This window comes from Aetokthonos hydrillicola CCALA 1050, from assembly GCF_017591665.1.
In the GTDB taxonomy this organism is placed as follows: Bacteria; Cyanobacteriota; Cyanobacteriia; order Cyanobacteriales; family Nostocaceae; genus Aetokthonos; species Aetokthonos hydrillicola.
The window spans coordinates 172640-189537 of the sequence record NZ_JAAKGC010000002.1 but is presented as its reverse complement, the minus strand read 5'-3'; the positions used below and the strand labels follow the sequence as shown (position 1 = coordinate 189537).

The window sequence follows — 16898 nt, the reverse complement described above, 5'->3', positions numbered from 1 at the left end:
CCTATACCCCATGCCCCATGCCCCATGCCCCATTATGAAACGTTATTTTTCGCATGGTTTATATAAAGCGCGTAGAATTGACCAACTTCAAATCATTCGGGGGGACAACTCAAGTACCCCTGCTATCAGGGTTTACGGTCATTTCTGGACCAAATGGTTCCGGTAAATCAAATATCTTAGACTCTCTACTGTTTTGCCTTGGGCTCTCCAGTTCTAAGGGAATGCGAGCTGATCGCTTACCTGACTTAGTCAATAATACTCAGACGAGCAAATCGCGATCCACTGTTGAAGCTAGTGTCACAGTAACGTTTGATTTATCAGATTTTATAACAGATAAGCTCACAGATGATCAGCTGACTGAAGGAACAGAAGACACAGAAACAGAAACAGACGAAGCATCTGCTACAAAATCCGTTTCTAAAGCTACTGAATGGAGTGTTACCCGCAAGCTACGAGTCACCCAGCAAGGAACTTACACGTCAAATTATTATATTAACGGTGTTTCCTCTACCCTCACGGAATTACACGAACAACTAGAGAGATTGCGAGTGTATCCTGAAGGATACAATGTCGTGCTTCAAGGGGATGTGACTAGTATTATTTCAATGAACTCTCGTGAGAGGCGAGAAATCATTGATGAATTGGCTGGGGTGGCGGCATTTGATCGTAAGATTTCTCAAGCTAAGGGAACTTTAGACGAAGTTAAGGAGAAAGAAGATAGCTGCCGTATTGTCGAAACCGAATTAACTGCGCAGCGCGATCGCCTGGCGCAAGATCGTGCTAAAGCGGAAAAATACCAAAAACTCAAGACTGAATTTCTACAAAAACAATCTTGGGAAGCGGTTTTAGCATGGCGTTCTCTTCAGGAACAGCAAGAAAATTTAGTGGCGCAAATTCAAAGTGGCGATCGCACTACTGGTGAATTGACAAATGAGCTCACTACCCTTAACACCCAAATCAACAGCAAAACAGCTGAATTAGAAGAACTCAATGCTCAAGTCAAAGCATTAGGTGAAGAAAAACTTTTAGCAGTACAATCAACTCTTGCTACTCAAGAAGCAGAACGTAAACAAGTTCAGCGTTCAATAACAGAAGTACAAACAGCTAGCCAACAGACATCACAGCGTCTTGCAGGGCAAAAGCAAGATATTCAACAACATCAACATTCTCTACAGCAAGTAGCACAACAAGAAGTTGAACAAACTCAGTTAATCGCGGCGGCTCAGGAGCAACGAGATCAAGCTCAACAAGCTTTAGAAAATTCTCGCTTGTCTGCTGCGGAAATTGCATCAGCCTCGGAAGCTTGGGTACAGCAACAAACTGCTCTCAACCGTCAAATTGAAAACTTGCTACAAACAGTTGAACCTCAACGTACAGAGCAAGCACAAATTAGGGAGCGGAATAACCAGCTAAACGAGCTAATTCAACAGCAAACCCAAAGCATTCAAATTTTAGAACCTCAATTGGCACAAAGACAGGCTGAGTATACTCATCTTGAAACTGAGTTTAACACGTCTGCTGAACCGATTGAAAAATTAGCCCAGACTTTATCGGCTACAGAGCAAGAATTACAAATTCAGCAGGACACTCAAAAGCGCTTATATCAAGAGCAACGAGAAAAACAACGTTCGTTGGATAAACTAGAAGCGCAACTTGCAGCACAGCAAGAAGTACAAGGAACCCAAGCTAGTAAGGTTATTTTACAATCAGGAACGCCTGGTATTTGTGGTTTGGTTGTTCAGCTAGGACGTGTAGAACCTAGGTATCAGTTAGCTTTGGAAATTGCTGCTGGTGGACGTTTGGGGCATATTGTTGTGGAAGATGATAGCATCGCCGCAGCTTTGATTGAATTACTTAAACAAAAACGGGCTGGGCGCGCGACTTTTTTACCGCTAAATAAAATTCAGGTTCCAAAATTTACCCAAGATGCAACGTTGCGGCTGGCTAGCGGTTTTGTTGGTTATGCTGTGAACTTAATTGAGTGCGATCGCCGCTATCGGGATGTATTTTCCTACGTTTTTGGTAGCACGGTTGTGTTTGAAAATATTAATCAAGCACGTAAGCAGTTAGGGCTATATCGTATTGTTACTTTAGAAGGAGAATTGTTAGAAACCAGCGGCGCAATGACTGGTGGTAGCATCACCCAGCGTTCAGGGCTGCGGTTTGGCGCAGTGGAAGCGGCAGAATCGGAAGAAGTCGCCAGTTTAAAACGTCGCTTAGGGGATATTGACAGGATTTTAGACCGTTGTAACGAAGCGATTAGTTCTCTTTCTCAAAGAACTAAATTATTGTCACAAGAATTAACACTTTTGAGACAGACGCGACGAGAACAGCAGCTAAAGTTGGAACAATTGCAAAAAGAAATTAAAAGTTCAACGGCGCAGTTGGAAGGAACGCGATCGCAGCTTACCCAAAACACCGAAAGATTAGCCGTTGTTCAATCCCGTTTGGAGGTTTTAGATCGGGAATTACCAGATCAAGAACACGAACTGCAACAATTGCGACAAGCTTTAGCAGAGTTAGAACAGTCTCAAACCCCCCAAGAATGGCAACAAATTCAAGCAACCATTAAGATTCAAGAGCAACAATTGCAACAAAGAGAGACAGAATTCAGAAATGCCGAGCAAAAATTAAAAGATTTAGAAAATCAACAGCAACGATTGGAAGAAAAAATTACCGAATGTGAGCAACGCGTCCAAGAATACGAGAAGGAACAAATAAACCAGCAAAATCAGTTAACCACACTTAACACCAATCTAGAATCATTAAATAACCAAATTGCAGAAACTCGGCTTGCTTCGAGCCAGATGGAAGCTTCTTTGGGAGAAGAAAAGCAAAAACGGGATGCGACAGAACAAGAATTGCGCTCAGATTTGTCGCGTCAACAACACCTAGAGTGGGAACAACAAAAACTGCAAGAGACTCAAACAAAACGCCGTGAAGAACTAGTTTCTTTACAAACACAGTTACAAAATGTTACGGCGGAATTGCCTAATCCTTTGCCAGAAGTACCTATGAAGGTAGACTTAGAAGAACTGCAAAAAGAATTGCGATCGCTCTCAAAACGCCTACAAGCAATGGAACCAGTTAATATGCTGGCTTTAGAACAATATGAGCGTACTCAAAACCGCCTTGAGCAACTCAGCGAAAAATTAACGACTTTAGAAGCAGAACGTACCGAACTGCTGTTAAGGATTGAGAATTTCACCACTTTGCGACAACGCGCTTTTAAAGAGGCATTTGACGCCGTGAATGAAAACTTTCAATCTATTTTCGCCACCCTTTCTGAAGGTGATGGTTATTTACAGCTAGACAATCCGGAAGATCCTTTTAACAGTGGGTTAAATTTAGTTGCACATCCTAAAGGCAAACCAGTACAGCGCTTGGCGTCTATGTCTGGAGGCGAAAAATCTATGACAGCTTTAAGCTTTATTTTTGCCTTGCAACGCTACCGTCCATCACCATTTTATGCCTTTGACGAGGTAGATATGTTTTTAGATGGGGCAAATGTGGAACGATTAGCTAAAATGATCAAACAACAGGCGAAACAAGCACAATTTATAGTTGTAAGTTTGCGACGCCCGATGATTGAATCAGCCGAACGCACAATCGGCGTGACTCAGGCAAGAGGTGCTTACACTCAGGTGTTAGGAATGAAGTTAAAATCGGACCATACATCTGCTTGAGTTTTTGTTAATAATAGTGTATAGATTAACCGGATAAGAGATCAGGACTCAATATAGAATGACCTCTGAACAAATTATTAGACGTTCCGATATTTTAAATACCCAGGTCATCACCCGTGATAACGGCAAACGCCTTGGAGTCGTAAGCCAGGTGTGGATTGACATTGACCAAAGAGAGGTAGTAGCCCTTAGTTTACGAGACAGCCTGATTTCTATTTCTGGTGTGCCTCGCTACATGTACCTTAACAGCATTAACCAGATTGGGGATGTGGTTCTGGTTGATGATGAAGATGTGATTTCAGACGTTGATGTTGAAACCTACAGTAACCTTATAAACTGGGAGGTTATTACAGAAACCGGTGAAATGTTAGGCAAAGTACGGGGCTTCAAATTCAATGCCGAAACAGGTAAGATGCATTCTATCGTGATTGCTTCTTTCGGGCTCCCCCAAATTCCCGACCAATTTCTCAGCACCTACGAGTTAGGGGTAGAAGAAATTGTGAGCACTGGTCCAAATAGATTGATAGTATTTGAAGGAGCCGAAGAACGAGCGAACCAATTGACAGTTGGTTTACTAGAGCGCTTAGGGATTGGTAAAGCGCCTTGGGAGCGTGATGATGAGGAATACGGTAGCGGTTATGCTACTCGTACTACTCCAGTATCAAATCAGCTGCCCGCCGGGGTACCATTAGAGCAACCAAAACCAAGAACTATTCGCACACCAGAACCCGTAGCACGAGAAGAGTGGGATGAAGACTACATAGAAGAACGTCCCCGTCGTCAAGTGATGCAAGCGCGACAGTATGAGCCTGCTGACTATGAAGAAGACGAAGAACAAGATAACTGGAGTGAGGCTACAGGTAAAGACAAGTATCAACAACAACCAAAGTACGAACCCCAGCCTTACAATAAGCCGTACGCTGAAGAGTACACCGATTATGACGACGATCTAGAGCGCGATGCTTGGGATGATGATGAGCAACCAAAGCCAGTCAATATTCCTAAGAAAGTAAAAGAGAAACAGCCAGAATACGAAGAGGAAGGCGGATATTAAAATGCTCCTCATCCCCAGCCCTTCTCCCAATAGGGAGAACGGAGCTAAATTCTTTCTCCTCTCCCTGTTGGGAGAGGCTTAGGGTGAGGGATAAGTACATATTAAATGCGAGAAGTTCTCAGTATGGTTTTAACAAACATAGTCGCAGCAGCCTTAGAAGACCCTTTGATCGATACAAAAGGTGAACAAACTATAATAATATTTGTTTGGGTTCTTCTGATTGCTATCGCTACAAGCGTAGGGCTTTTTAGCCGCCGAATAGAGTATGCTTTAGCGGTTGCTTTTGTTACTAGCGTTATAACTATTGCTTTCTTCTTAATCCCTTAATCAACTGCGGCACGATATTGAAGTTAATCGAGAATTATAGGGAATGGGCTTGGGTACTCGAGATGTTAGGATAACAGTGCCTTTAGAGTTAACATACCAACCTCGCGCTGGAGGTGGCAGTTTTGGTGTATTCGTTTCACTTGTGGCGAGTGCAGAATTAGAAAGAGATTGTGCTTGAGTGGGACTAGATTCAAAACTTAGCAAAGTCTCACTGCTTAGCGGATCATCCGGTTGAGGTGGCAATCCTCCACGCCCAGTGATAGTAAACTTATTTTCATGTTGTGCTCTATTTGCTGGACAAATCTGTGCGACTATTTGTTCTGGTTTTATAATCTCTTCCGGCAAATTGATGACTTCAGCATTTTTTTCTATTTCTGGCGTGATGATTCGTACTATACCACTGAATCCTAATTGGGAACTAGCAGAAATCTGACAATCGGAGCAGGCGAATAATCCATTAGTATCGATTTGAATATTTCCCCCTCTTCCTTGAAAAGCATTGGCGTTAATTTTGCTACCCTCTAGCAACAAAACAGAATTGGGGAGGGTAAAGCGAGTGATGTTAATGTTCCCACCGTTGCCAGTCCCACCTGCTTGTGCTAATATTTGGCTCCCGTGGCGCATTTGTAAAGTATTCGTCTTGATGCTGATGTTTCCACCTTCACCTGATGTAGTGCTTGCAGATAGAGTCCCTTGATTATCAAGCTTGACAGAGTTAGCTTGAATTTCGAGATTACCTGCATTTCCTTTGCCTATACTTCTTACATCTATAGTTGCCCCATTTTGAACAATTAACTGATCTGTAGCAAGCTTGATATTTCCAGAGGCACCAGTTGCATTAAGATCTGGTAAATTTGCTCTTCCTGAGGCAGCAAATAAGCCCCCAAGAGTTAGACCATTGACTTTTATTCCACTCAGTTGGATAGACTCGGAAGCATTTACACTCAGAGTTCCTGCGTCTCCAGAACCCAAAGAATTTGTCGCTATATCTGCTCCATCTCGAACTATGAAGTTCTTAGTAGAAATTGTCAAGTTTCCTGCGTTGGAATTACTATAAGTTGTACTACCTATACCACTGGTAAATCTAGTATTAGCGGGGACGCCAGACACGTCTATAGAATCGGCTGTAATAAATAGATTTCCTCCCGAACCCCCTATTGGGATAACACCTGTTGGCAGCAAAGCCCCTGTATTGCTGCCAATCACTGCATCCCGGATATTTAGCTGTTTGGTGTCAATTCTAACATCACCGCCTTTTCCTTTGCCAAGGCTAGTGTTAGTATATATGCCGGTCAGAAGCAAAGCATCAGCCAGAGAGTTCAGCAGTTGTACAGAATCAGACGCTTTTATATCTACATTTCCTCCAGCACCATCGGCAAATGTCGCATTGATGACAACTCCTCCATCCCGAACAATCAACTGTCCTGTGTTAATTTTAATATTACCTGCTGAACCCGTACTACCAACTGCGGTTCCCGTTTCCAACGCAGAACCTATCACTTCTACTGACTTAGAATTGCTAATGTTAATGTCACCGCCTTTCCCTGTAGTAAAGGTAGGGCTAAATACGACTGCTCCATTATTGAGAAGCAATGAGGGAGTTTCAATTGTAATATCACCAGAGGATCCTGAACCTGCTGTGACACTTTCAATTCCAGTACCTCGATCAAATGGAGTGATTGTCCCATTTAAAACATTTACCTGAAAAGTCTGCTCATATTCTTTAAACCCAGTTCCAGTGAATTCCGCAGAGTTAGAAGCACGAACTGTAATATTCCCCCCTTTTCCTGCTCCAAAAGTTGTAGAAGAGAGGAATCCGCCATTATTAATAATTAAATTGCCCGTTCCAATCATCAAGTCTCCGCCAATTCCTGCACCGTAATTATCAGTTGATATTTGACTATTTTTGCCTGTGATTTGTCCTGACTGTGAGGCATTGACATTGATATTACCACCTGTTGCAGGAGTGAAGGTTTTCGCTTCAATGCTTCCTCCTCCCTCTACAGTTAACCGTTTGGTTGAGACATTAATATCTCCTCCTCTACCCGTTCCTACTGTTTCACTGGTTAGGCTGCTCTTAATTGTTCCATTTGCATTGGTTCCGCTCAATTTCACAGAATCAGAGGTATTAATGTTAATAGCTCCTGCTGGTTGAGTTCCCTGATTTTGTATCAAAAAAAGTGAACCACCACTCACTAACAGGTTTTGTCCTTGCACTTGGATAGAACCACCACTAGTCCCGCTAGCATCAGCGCTGGAGAGCGATCGCATTTCTATATCCTTGAAAGAAGACACTCCGTCATAGCCTAAAGCCCACCCACTGAGCGTGGGATTGAGACGAACTAAACCTTCCGCAACACCACCTAACTCTATTCGCCCTCTCTCTGCTGTGAGAGTTCCTCCATCTATGTTGATATTACCTCCAACTAAAGCCAAGGTTTTACCAGGCTGAACCCGCAAACCAGTTGAACTAGTGCCTCTATTTATAGGTAAGTTATCAGCAGCAGTTAAACTATGCCCCGTACCTTGCACATTAATTGCGCTTGAATTTTTCCCTAATTGCAAGCCTACCGGAACACTCACAATTATTAGGGGAGAAGTTTGCGGATTTACCGCGCTAAATTCTCCGCCATCAGCAAATTTCACGCTATTTGCCGTACTTGCTAAAAAAGAGCCACCAATATTTAATTGCGCATTTGAACCAAAATTAATACCATTGGGATTAATCAAGATTAAATTAGCGCCACCATTCGCTCGAATTAATCCATCAATACTAGAAATAGAATTGCCAGTAACCCTGCTAATAATATTGCTAATATCTAAACTGTTATTGAAAAAGGCTGTATTACCAGTAGGAACAGAAAACTCGACAAAGCTGTGAAAGAGGTTACCCCCAGCTTTTGTTCCTCCTGTAATCTCAAATACATTTCCAACTCTACTGACGTTAGTTTGAACAGTGTTATCAGCAGAAATTTGCGCTTGAGCAAAGTTGTTATTAGTAAAAATACAACACAAACTTAAAGTGCCAATTGTCAAAGTTTTTGATACAACTTGTTTCATTTTTAAGAGCTAGTAAACGTAACATAAATTGATTCAACAAAGCCTAACTGTGACGATATAGTAAACTTTTGTAAAAAATTACTTAAGATTTTTTATATTAAACTTTACGTAAATTTAACTATGATTATTGACTTTACAACGAAGAATCGATTTAAGTCAAGCAATTATGACATAGCCACAGATTATGCTTGTTTGTAACAAAATGTAAAACTCCTAAAATTCGTTCGTAGTAGCGCTGTCTTCGCAAAACCAAGAGTCATCTCGAATCCGATACCGTCTCTCATGAGAAAACAACCGCATAAACAGACTACCCTGTTTGACCACACAATTGCTGGTATCGCTTGTACTCGTAAGTTGGTTGATGGTCGCTGTGTTGCTCAACTACATAAGCGAGGATAACAGCTTCACCTGAAAGGGTTTGAAATTTCTTGTCTACGTATCTTGGTAGTATTGATCAACCGCGAACTCTTGAAAAATAGGACGATTCCCAAAAAAATAATTATTTTGAATTCGGTTGCCGGGAACAGTCACTCAAAGTCCATTTGGGCAAAGTGGTCTTGCAGCATTTTATGAATGAATCGATAGCGTCCACCAATACGTTGAACTAGTAGACGCTCAGTGCAGTAGTTGAGGAAACGGGCATAATTCCAGGGAATATAACCGTTAAAGTAAAGGATAAGGCGTAGGATAAAGTGTTTAATACAAGCGTCACCACCCCCAAGAAGAAAACTAATAATACCAATAATTAATCCATTAAATATTGCAAAATTTAAATCTAAATATACTGCAGTAATTAAAACCCCAGTTAGTGCACCTATAGCACCAAAAATTCCAATAGCAATGTCGTCAGCGTGATAATCTCGCAATACAACGGGAACGATATAGAGGGTGATAGCGCAATCTCACTACGTCGTTTTGGTAGCGTCTTTGTTTACTAGGCGGTGGATTCCTCGGCGCAATGAAAACTTAATTTGTGGAATCGCGACGGAGAATAAAAAAGAAAGGTTGAGAGGAGTTTTTCAAATCCATAACTCCTAATAAGGTATTGTCATCAATTTTCCGAAAAGCATCATTAATGGGAAAATGATCATAAATCATCGTGGCGCTAACTTTTGAGCGATATTCGACCATCCGCAGCCTGGCTTGGCTTTTCTCTGTTTTCAGTAAAGAATTAGTCAGAATCCCCAAAGGTTTGAAAAAATCATTTTTGAGAATGGGAAACTTCAAAGCTAAGTTTGTTATTGACATGTACTTGGGTTCAACTTTGATAACTTTTCCCTTGTTATCAAAGAATAGTAATGGGTGAACGTGTTCGGGATCGACAAATTCTTTTCCATACCAATTAAATTGTTCTAAATAGCCATCCATAGGATGATTTGTATGAAGCCCAGAACCTCGCCAACGACCGAGCATAAAAGTTAAATTAACGGGTTCGAGAGCGTCAAACAATTCTAAAGCTTTTTCTGTAGTTGTTTGACCACTTTTAAGAATCGAATCGTATGTTTCTAATGTTTGCATTTTTTCCTGTGTATCTTATTCGCTTTTTATAAGTTTTTATCCGAGTATGTTAAGCTTCTTGGTTTTGGTTTTCACCATGAAAAATCTTTCAAAAGTCTTTTTTCCGGTGAAAGATAGTTGATGTTACTAATTTTATACTTTGCTGTTTAAAAATAGCCGAGTCAAAAGGGGAACATTCCGAATTTTAAAACGCAGTGCAATCATCTTACTCGCTTGCCATGGTACGCGGGTAAAATCATTTCAGTCGAAAGCACAATACAGCTGGCATCGTTACGGGCTTTGAAATATCTATGCTTTGATAGACTCGTTACAGATTATCGTTCAGTTCTCTGCGTCCTGTCTCTGCCAAAGGAATGAGTTTTTTGGGCAAATTTACAACAATTAACCGTACAGATACCGTTTTAGAAACTGTTGACTGCTGTTTAAAAAGAGGTTTGTTGATAGAAATGTCAAGTTTTAATAACAATTCAGCGACGAGCTATCTTAATAATTGCTCCATTATGTAGCTTGTCCCACACCCTGCTGTTACAGTATCAGTCGACAAATTATTCAAAAGTTACTGGTAATTGTAGGGTTTGGGTCAGATCGCCTCCAGTTGAAGAGTTATCATTAAACAAGCATAGGAGCCAAGTTGGTAACTGCCTTGGGAAGCGTTTTCAACCCGAAAATTGTTTTGGCTCCCGCGTAGCGGTAATAGCATCATTCGTTGAGGTAATCACTATGACTCAAGCTTTACCAAAAACTAAGTTAGTAACCTTTGAAGAATTTGTAGCTTGGTATCCTGAAAATTCGGAACGGCGTTATGAGTTGTATGATGGAGTGATTGTAGAAATGCCTTTGCCAAAGGGTAAACATGAGAGAGTTGTTGGGTTTTTAGCAGGGAAGCTGACTGTGGAGTTTGACCGACTCAACCTACCCTACTTTATCCCAAAAACTGTAATCGTCAAACCACCTCTTCATGAATCTGGATACTCCCCAGATATACTGATACTAAACAACGACAATCTTGTAAATGAGCCTGTATGGGAAGACGAATCATTCATCCAAATGGCTGAATCAATATCTTTAGTGGTTGAAGTTGTGAGTACTAACTGGCGTGATGATTATCTCAAAAAATATGCTGATTATGAGGAAATGGGTATTCGTGAATATTGGATCGTCGATTATGCAGCTTTAGGTGGAAGAGAATTTATAGGAGATCCGAAACAACCTACTATTTTGGTTTGCTCATTGGATGAAGGTGAGTATCGAGTTACTAAGTTTCGAGGTGATGATCGTATCGTATCTCCTACGTTCCCGGAACTTACGTTAACTGCACAACAGGTTTTTAATGTTGGGGTATGAATCTATACTAGAAATTTAAAATATCTAACGATTCTTCTAGTTCTAAATCTAAAATTTTTTCTCTTACATTTTTGTGTTCTACTAGCTTACCATCTTTTCGATATAGTTCTGTTGCTTTGTAAAAATCTTCAATTGCTCCCTGCTTATCTCCTACCTCACAACGAGCATTACCACGTTCGTAATAAGCATCGGCATCGTTAGGATTGATCTTGATTGCTTGGGTATAATCTTCTATTGCTTTCTGGTAATCTTCCAAGTCAGAAAGAGCATTACCACGATTGTAATAAGCATCAGCATTGTTAGGATTAATCTTGATTGCCTGGGTGTAATCTTCAATTGCTCCTTCGTAATCTCCTAAATCAGAGCGAGCATTACCACGGTTTTTGTAAGCATCAGCATCATTAGGACTTATTTCGATAACCTGGGTGAAAACCTCAATTGCTCGTTTGTATTGTTCAATCTCAGAAAGAACATTACCATTTTTGTCATCAGCATTGTTGTTCTGATAAATTGGGATTACCTGATTCAATTCGTGTTTATCTTCTAAAAGATAGGGATTAATTTTTATTGCTTGGGTGTAATCTTCAATTGCTCCTTGGTTATCTCTGATATGAAAACGAGCATCAGCACGATTTCTATAGGCTAAGGCGTCGTTAGGATTAATTTTGATTGCTTGGGTATAATCTTCAATTGCTCCTTCGTAATCTCCTAGCTGATAACGAGCATTACCGCTTTTGTTATAGGCTTTGCCATAATGAGGATTAATTGCGATCGCCTCCAAAAAATCTGCAATTGCTCCCTCATAATCTCTGATGTGATAACGAGCATCACCACGTTTGTAATAAGTAGTGGCATCTTTAGGTTTAACTTGCAATGCCTCGTTGTACGTTGTAATTGCAGCCTCGTATTGCCCTTTGTCAAAGCATTCATCCCCTAGTTTTATATAGAGGAGATTTAAATCTGCATTCTGATAACGATATGAATTATCTTCCTGTGGAGGAGAGAAGCCAGGTTTTATAACTTGATTTTTCGGTGGCTTATAAATTGGTTCTTGTCTAAGGTTATATTGATAAATTGGAGGTTTTTGTCTGTAAGAATTGTCCTCACCAGGAGATTGTAGTTGTTCTAGGTAGCACCGTAAACCCCCACCATACAGCAATTGATCTATCCCAAATGCAATATGACCAGTTCTCAGCTTGATCATTTGCGTTGGCAAAAAGCCCGCGAAAAAAAGGTGATATTCTGGTTGTGCCTCACTTACCTCTTCTTGAATCAGGATGCAGGCGACAACTGTGTTTTTTTCAACTTCCTCTGAATTAATTGACCATCTAACTTTATCAGTACTGCCATAACGTGATTTAACGGAAATGCCAACTGATGAGTCGTAAGTCAGAGTAAAATCTATTTTACCATCTCCACCGAATCGTCTTTCATAATCGACTTCTGTTATTAAATCAGCTAAACGTTCTTTGACAACTTCCTCACCTAGTTTTCCTTTCAAATTATTGATAAACACATCACGAACTGGCGAAGTACGCTTATATTTCTCAGCCATTTGCCAGCAAAATTCTCTTAATGCTTTTAACCTCTCTCCAGAAATAACCGTTAACTCACTATATTGACCTTCTGTTTCACAATGAAGTAGATAACCAGATGTTAACCTTTTGGTAAAATCAGATTGTAGCGATCGCAGTAGGGTAATCCAGTCCATTGATAGTTCTGCGAATCTTTTTTATAAAGTAGTCAGGAGGAGCCACTGCGTTGGGCGGCTTCGCCGACTTGAAGCACGTGGCGTTCAGAATTCAGGAGTCAGAATGATTATTGGTTTAAAACCTCGTCTACTCGTTACCGAGACAGGGGTTAAAACTTTTTGTTTAAAACACCATCCTTTTATGGGTGGTGTATTCTGACTCCTGACTCCTGAATTCTGAATTCTTTTTTGTTGGCATTATTTTATCAAACTTCCCCATCATACTCTACACTTACCGTCTAACCAAGATTTCCGCTACAATACAATACCTGAGAAACGTCGATAGGGAGACATTAGGGTTGTGCCTACACTAGGAGTGAATATAGACCACATCGCCACCATTCGACAAGCACGGCGGACAGTGGAACCAGATCCCGTCGCTGCGGCTGTACTCGCAGAATTAGGTGGTGCAGACGGTATTACAGTGCATTTGCGGGAAGATAGGCGACATATTCAAGAACGGGATGTGCGCTTGTTAAGACAAACTGTAAGAACCCACCTAAATTTAGAAATGGCGGCTACAGATGAAATGGTCGCGATCGCCCTTGATGTCAAACCCGACTACGTGACTTTAGTACCAGAAAAACGAGAAGAAGTGACCACAGAAGGCGGACTCGATATCGTTGGCCAAATTGCTAGAATAGAGGAGGTAGTTCATAAATTGCAAAGCGCTGACATACCAGTTAGTCTGTTTATCGATGCAGAAACAGCACAAATCGAAGCTTCTGTCAAGGTGCAGGCAAAATTTATTGAGCTACATACAGGGCGCTACGCTGAAGCAACAAATGAGAAAAGTCGCCAGCAAGAATTAGCGTCGCTAGCATCTGGGTGTGAGCAAGCTATTCAAGCCGGATTGCGAGTAAACGCTGGTCATGGACTCACTTATTGGAACGTCTACCCTGTTGCTTGTCTTCCAGGCATGGAAGAACTGAATATAGGTCATACCATCGTCAGTCGAGCTGCATTAGTTGGTATGGTCGCAGCAGTTCGCGAAATGAAGCAAGCTATCAAGGGGGAATAGGTAAACAGTGAACAGTAAACAGTTATCAGTTATCAAGGCGTATGGTGAGGGCTGATAACTGTTTACTGATAACTGATAACTGTATAGGGGAAATTATCTGCGGAAAATCCTGTGTTGATACCAAAAGTAAAATTTTCAGCAGAGGCTTTTATGAGCGCAACAGAATCTAATAAACTTCCGCTTTGGGTACAGGATAGAGACAAAGTTATTGAACAAAGTACTGATGTGGAATGGCGTTATGGGGAACGTCCAGATTATAGCCGCTCTAAGGAGAATCTAGCACAGGAGAGTCTATATAACCACCTTAATGGTTCGGTAGAGGCGATCGTTCAAAACTTGGTAAGAACCTTTGAGATGGAGGTATCCTTTAAAAGCAACCCGCAACAGTGGTTGTCTATTGTGAACGACAAGTTTCGCGTAAGTACCAATGGTGGTCCAGAGTACACAGCAGCAGATTTGTCTGCACAAGGCACTTACAATTTATTCATGGCAGATTCAGAACATTACAAGGCTTCTGCTGAAACCTTTGAATCATCAGGAAAGCTTTTCCACACGTGTTTTCCCAAAGGGTTTCCTTGGGAGGTATTGGAAGTTTATTCAGGTCCACCAAACGTTACCTTTAAATGGCGTCATTGGGGAACTTTTAGTGGTCCTTATAAAGACTATACACCAACAGGGGAGAGAGTGGAGATTATCGGGATGAGCGTTGCGCGTGTTACTGAGGACTTAAAAATTCTTGCTGTGGAACACTATTTCGACAACACCCTGTTTTTAGAAAAGCTGACAGCAGGTGGAAAACAAGGAACTGGTGACAAGCGCTCAAGTTTTTGGGGTTTCCTCAAACGATTTTGGAATCGCGAACAACAGCAAGCTAGTCTTTGTCCCTTTAGTGCTTTGCTCAAGTGATTTAAATTTTTTTTAATGGGTAAAGGCACGATGGAGAGCATTGTGCCTTTATTATTATTTTATTTCAATTCCCGACCAGGATTTACAACTTTCTTGCCATTAAACTATACACTTATTGACGGACAGATCTACGAACCACAAGAAGACTATGAAAACATACTATTACGTTTTGGCAAGCCAGCGCTTTTTACTGGAAGAGGAACCGTTAGAAGAAGTTCTTAGAGAGCGTACTCGTCATTACCACGAACAAGAAAAAGAAATTGATTTTTGGTTGGTTAAGCAACCAGCTTTCCTGGAAGCACCCCAAATGGCTCAAGTAAAAGAGAAGTGTCCCCAACCAGCAGTTGCCATTATTTCGACGAATCCCCAATTTATCACTTGGTTAAAACTACGATTAGAATATGTAACCACAGGTGAATTTCAGGCTCCTTCTGAAACAATCCCTAATGCTTTAGCATCTCTTGCTACTGTCAATAGTTAATACTGAATCTTAAGAATAACAGGAACTATGCCACTCTCTTTAAGTCAAGCTAGTACAAATGACAGCCATCCTGGTTTCATGGTGACTAGCGAGGGAAACCTACTCACAAGAGTGGCTTTGTGAATACATTGTCTATATTATTGTTTACCTGGGACAAGCTCTGGACTCATAACGAAATAAAAAGGAGTCAGGAGACAGAATTCAGGAGTCAGAATGCGCCACCCATAAGGGGATGGTGTTTCAAGAAAAGTTTCAATTCCTGTCTCGTCCATTTATAGACGAGGTTTTAAACCAGTATTCCCAACTGACTCCTGTCTCCTGACTTCTGAATTCTGTTTGATAAAACTTTCGAGACAAAATAATCTATGTACAAAACCGCTGTCAAACGATTTCTAACTTTATCAAATGGTTTAGTGCTGGCGTCTATCGGCTTGATTGGTGGTATAAACTCTGTTGCAGCTCAACAACAAATTTCTGCTTGTCAACCACCAAGTCCTGGTGAGTACCTTTTATTAGTAGTGAGTCCCACACCAGATAATCAAAGCCAACTGCGTCGTGCCTTACCGCCTGAACTTAAGATTCTTACTTGTAAGTATCTCAAAGATACAGTAACGCGGATAGGCGGATTTACCAAGATAGAAGATGCTAATCGTTGGGCGAGGTATATTAACAATGTTGTGGGCTTAACTGGTATTATCACCACTCGACCAAAAGATACTATAGCAACCAGTCAACCAGCAAGCAATCACACCGCAAGCCGTCAACCAGCAAGCTACAAACCCCAAAAACTAGGACAAGGTTTTGCAGTACTGGTGAATTATTACAATCGCCCAGAAGTTGCAAATCAAGTTCAGCAAATTGTTGGAGGGGACGTCGGTTTTGTTTCCTACGCACAACACCCTTACTTGTTAGCAGTTTACACAACCAACCAAAAAGAGGCGTACAACACATTACAGAATCTAACTAACCACGGTCTTTTTCCCATACTGGTAGATAGCCAGAAAGTAATACTACTACGCTCCGTCGTGCATTTGCAGTAGTGGGGCATGGGGCATGGCGCAAAGGAGAAAATTAATACTGGTAAATAGGGCTTGCTGGTAAGAAGTCAATATTGCGCGGTTAGCTCTTTTCCTCGCCTGCTTCCTCTTAACCTATGCCCATTGCCCTATGCCCCATGCCCCAATTTAATAAGCTGCTCTAGCTAACCAAGAAATGGTTATACCCAACGCGGATCCGGCTATCACTTGAAAAGGAGTGTGTCCGAGCAATTCCTTGAGGCGATCTTGGTTAAACTCTGGGTGTTCGTGAAATAATTCATCAACCATTTGATTGAGAATACGAGCTTGCTTACCAGCAGCTTGGCGAACTCCAGCAGCATCGTACATGACTATGATGGCGAAAACCATCGCTACTGCAAATTCAGGAGAAGCCCAACCAATACTTTGCCCAACACCAGTTGCTAAAGCGGTCACTAGAGCAGAATGGGCGCTGGGCATACCTCCAGTTGTGAATAAAACACTTATATCTAGTTTACGATGTTTGATGATATGAACTACAAGCTTCAAAGCTTGAGCCATCAAACAAGCTATCAGAGCAACCAGCAGCACCCGGTTGTCTATGATGTTGCCTATGTCCTGCATGGTCTTTTTGTTAGGTGAAAAAATGATGAATTATGAATGATAAAAATACTTATGAATCATGAATGATAGATTATGAATTGTAAAATTATGTAACAGAAGAATTCAGGAGTC

At 41.2% G+C, this 16898-nt stretch carries 13 protein-coding genes; 8 read left to right on the top strand and 5 right to left on the bottom strand.

What is annotated here, in order from left to right; genetic code table 11:
• The first annotated feature begins 53 nt into the window (after positions 1–53).
• From smc to G4P69_RS01995, 3 genes are all read left to right on the top strand, one after another.
• The gene (gene smc, locus G4P69_RS02005; protein WP_208338211.1) at positions 54–3686 is read left to right on the top strand and encodes a chromosome segregation protein SMC; all 3633 of its coding nucleotides are present in this window, start codon (positions 54–56) and stop codon (positions 3684–3686) included.
• Between the two features lie 58 nt (positions 3687–3744).
• Complete coding sequence (locus G4P69_RS02000; RefSeq protein WP_208338212.1) at positions 3745–4740, top strand: PRC-barrel domain-containing protein; 996 nt, start codon at positions 3745–3747, stop codon at positions 4738–4740.
• 123 nt (positions 4741–4863) lie between these two features.
• Positions 4864–5067, top strand: coding sequence for a hypothetical protein (locus G4P69_RS01995; RefSeq protein WP_208338213.1), 204 nt, complete (start codon positions 4864–4866; stop codon positions 5065–5067).
• On the opposite strand, the gene G4P69_RS01990 is transcribed toward G4P69_RS01995, so the two are convergent.
• The 3 genes from G4P69_RS01990 to G4P69_RS01980 all read right to left on the bottom strand — a co-directional run bounded on the left by G4P69_RS01990 (position 5068) and on the right by G4P69_RS01980 (position 9645).
• Complete coding sequence (locus G4P69_RS01990; RefSeq protein ID WP_208338214.1) at positions 5068–8127, bottom strand: two-partner secretion domain-containing protein; 3060 nt, start codon at positions 8125–8127, stop codon at positions 5068–5070.
• A 527-nt stretch (positions 8128–8654) separates the two neighbouring features.
• Entirely contained in the window at positions 8655–8993 is a 339-nt protein-coding gene (locus G4P69_RS38930) for a hypothetical protein (protein ID WP_243902053.1), read from the bottom strand.
• A gap of 100 nt (positions 8994–9093) precedes the next feature.
• Positions 9094–9645 (bottom strand): DUF4334 domain-containing protein, encoded by a 552-nt coding sequence (locus tag G4P69_RS01980; protein WP_208338215.1) that lies wholly within the window; start codon positions 9643–9645, stop codon positions 9094–9096.
• A 720-nt stretch (positions 9646–10365) separates the two neighbouring features.
• Between G4P69_RS01980 and G4P69_RS01975 the strand changes: the two genes are divergently transcribed.
• Positions 10366–10989 carry a Uma2 family endonuclease gene (locus G4P69_RS01975; protein ID WP_208338216.1) on the top strand — a complete coding sequence of 208 codons (624 nt, stop codon included), beginning with the start codon at positions 10366–10368 and terminating at the stop codon, positions 10987–10989.
• A 7-nt stretch (positions 10990–10996) separates the two neighbouring features.
• On the opposite strand, the gene G4P69_RS01970 is transcribed toward G4P69_RS01975, so the two are convergent.
• Complete coding sequence (locus G4P69_RS01970; protein WP_208338217.1) at positions 10997–12700, bottom strand: tetratricopeptide repeat protein; 1704 nt, start codon at positions 12698–12700, stop codon at positions 10997–10999.
• Positions 12701–13040: 340 nt separating this feature from the next.
• On the opposite strand from G4P69_RS01970, the gene G4P69_RS01965 reads away from it, so the two are divergent.
• The 4 genes from G4P69_RS01965 (at position 13041) to G4P69_RS01950 (ending at position 16187) form a co-directional block, all read left to right on the top strand.
• Positions 13041–13760 (top strand): pyridoxine 5'-phosphate synthase, encoded by a 720-nt coding sequence (locus G4P69_RS01965; RefSeq protein WP_208338218.1) that lies wholly within the window; start codon positions 13041–13043, stop codon positions 13758–13760.
• Positions 13761–13910: 150 nt separating this feature from the next.
• Entirely contained in the window at positions 13911–14666 is a 756-nt protein-coding gene (locus G4P69_RS01960; protein WP_208338219.1) for a nuclear transport factor 2 family protein, read from the top strand.
• A 148-nt stretch (positions 14667–14814) separates the two neighbouring features.
• Positions 14815–15147 (top strand): MgPME-cyclase complex family protein, encoded by a 333-nt coding sequence (locus G4P69_RS01955; protein WP_208338220.1) that lies wholly within the window; start codon positions 14815–14817, stop codon positions 15145–15147.
• A 365-nt stretch (positions 15148–15512) separates the two neighbouring features.
• On the top strand, positions 15513–16187 hold the full coding sequence (locus G4P69_RS01950) for a hypothetical protein (RefSeq protein ID WP_208338221.1): 675 nt from the start codon (positions 15513–15515) through the stop codon (positions 16185–16187).
• A 144-nt stretch (positions 16188–16331) separates the two neighbouring features.
• On the opposite strand, the gene G4P69_RS01945 is transcribed toward G4P69_RS01950, so the two are convergent.
• A complete protein-coding gene (locus G4P69_RS01945) occupies positions 16332–16787 on the bottom strand; it encodes a divergent PAP2 family protein (RefSeq protein WP_208338222.1) in 456 nt (151 codons plus the stop codon).
• Between the last annotated feature and the right edge of the window lie 111 nt (positions 16788–16898).

Coding starts and splice junctions, on each gene's coding strand:
- smc (WP_208338211.1), top strand. CDS start 54: ATGGTTTATATAAAGCGCGTAGAATTGACCAACTTCAAATCATTCGGG.
- G4P69_RS02000 (WP_208338212.1), top strand. CDS start 3,745: ATGACCTCTGAACAAATTATTAGACGTTCCGATATTTTAAATACCCAG.
- G4P69_RS01995 (WP_208338213.1), top strand. CDS start 4,864: ATGGTTTTAACAAACATAGTCGCAGCAGCCTTAGAAGACCCTTTGATC.
- G4P69_RS01990 (WP_208338214.1), bottom strand. CDS start 8,127: ATGAAACAAGTTGTATCAAAAACTTTGACAATTGGCACTTTAAGTTTG.
- G4P69_RS01980 (WP_208338215.1), bottom strand. CDS start 9,645: ATGCAAACATTAGAAACATACGATTCGATTCTTAAAAGTGGTCAAACA.
- G4P69_RS01975 (WP_208338216.1), top strand. CDS start 10,366: ATGACTCAAGCTTTACCAAAAACTAAGTTAGTAACCTTTGAAGAATTT.
- G4P69_RS01970 (WP_208338217.1), bottom strand. CDS start 12,700: ATGGACTGGATTACCCTACTGCGATCGCTACAATCTGATTTTACCAAA.
- G4P69_RS01960 (WP_208338219.1), top strand. CDS start 13,911: ATGAGCGCAACAGAATCTAATAAACTTCCGCTTTGGGTACAGGATAGA.
- G4P69_RS01955 (WP_208338220.1), top strand. CDS start 14,815: ATGAAAACATACTATTACGTTTTGGCAAGCCAGCGCTTTTTACTGGAA.
- G4P69_RS01950 (WP_208338221.1), top strand. CDS start 15,513: ATGTACAAAACCGCTGTCAAACGATTTCTAACTTTATCAAATGGTTTA.
- G4P69_RS01945 (WP_208338222.1), bottom strand. CDS start 16,787: ATGCAGGACATAGGCAACATCATAGACAACCGGGTGCTGCTGGTTGCT.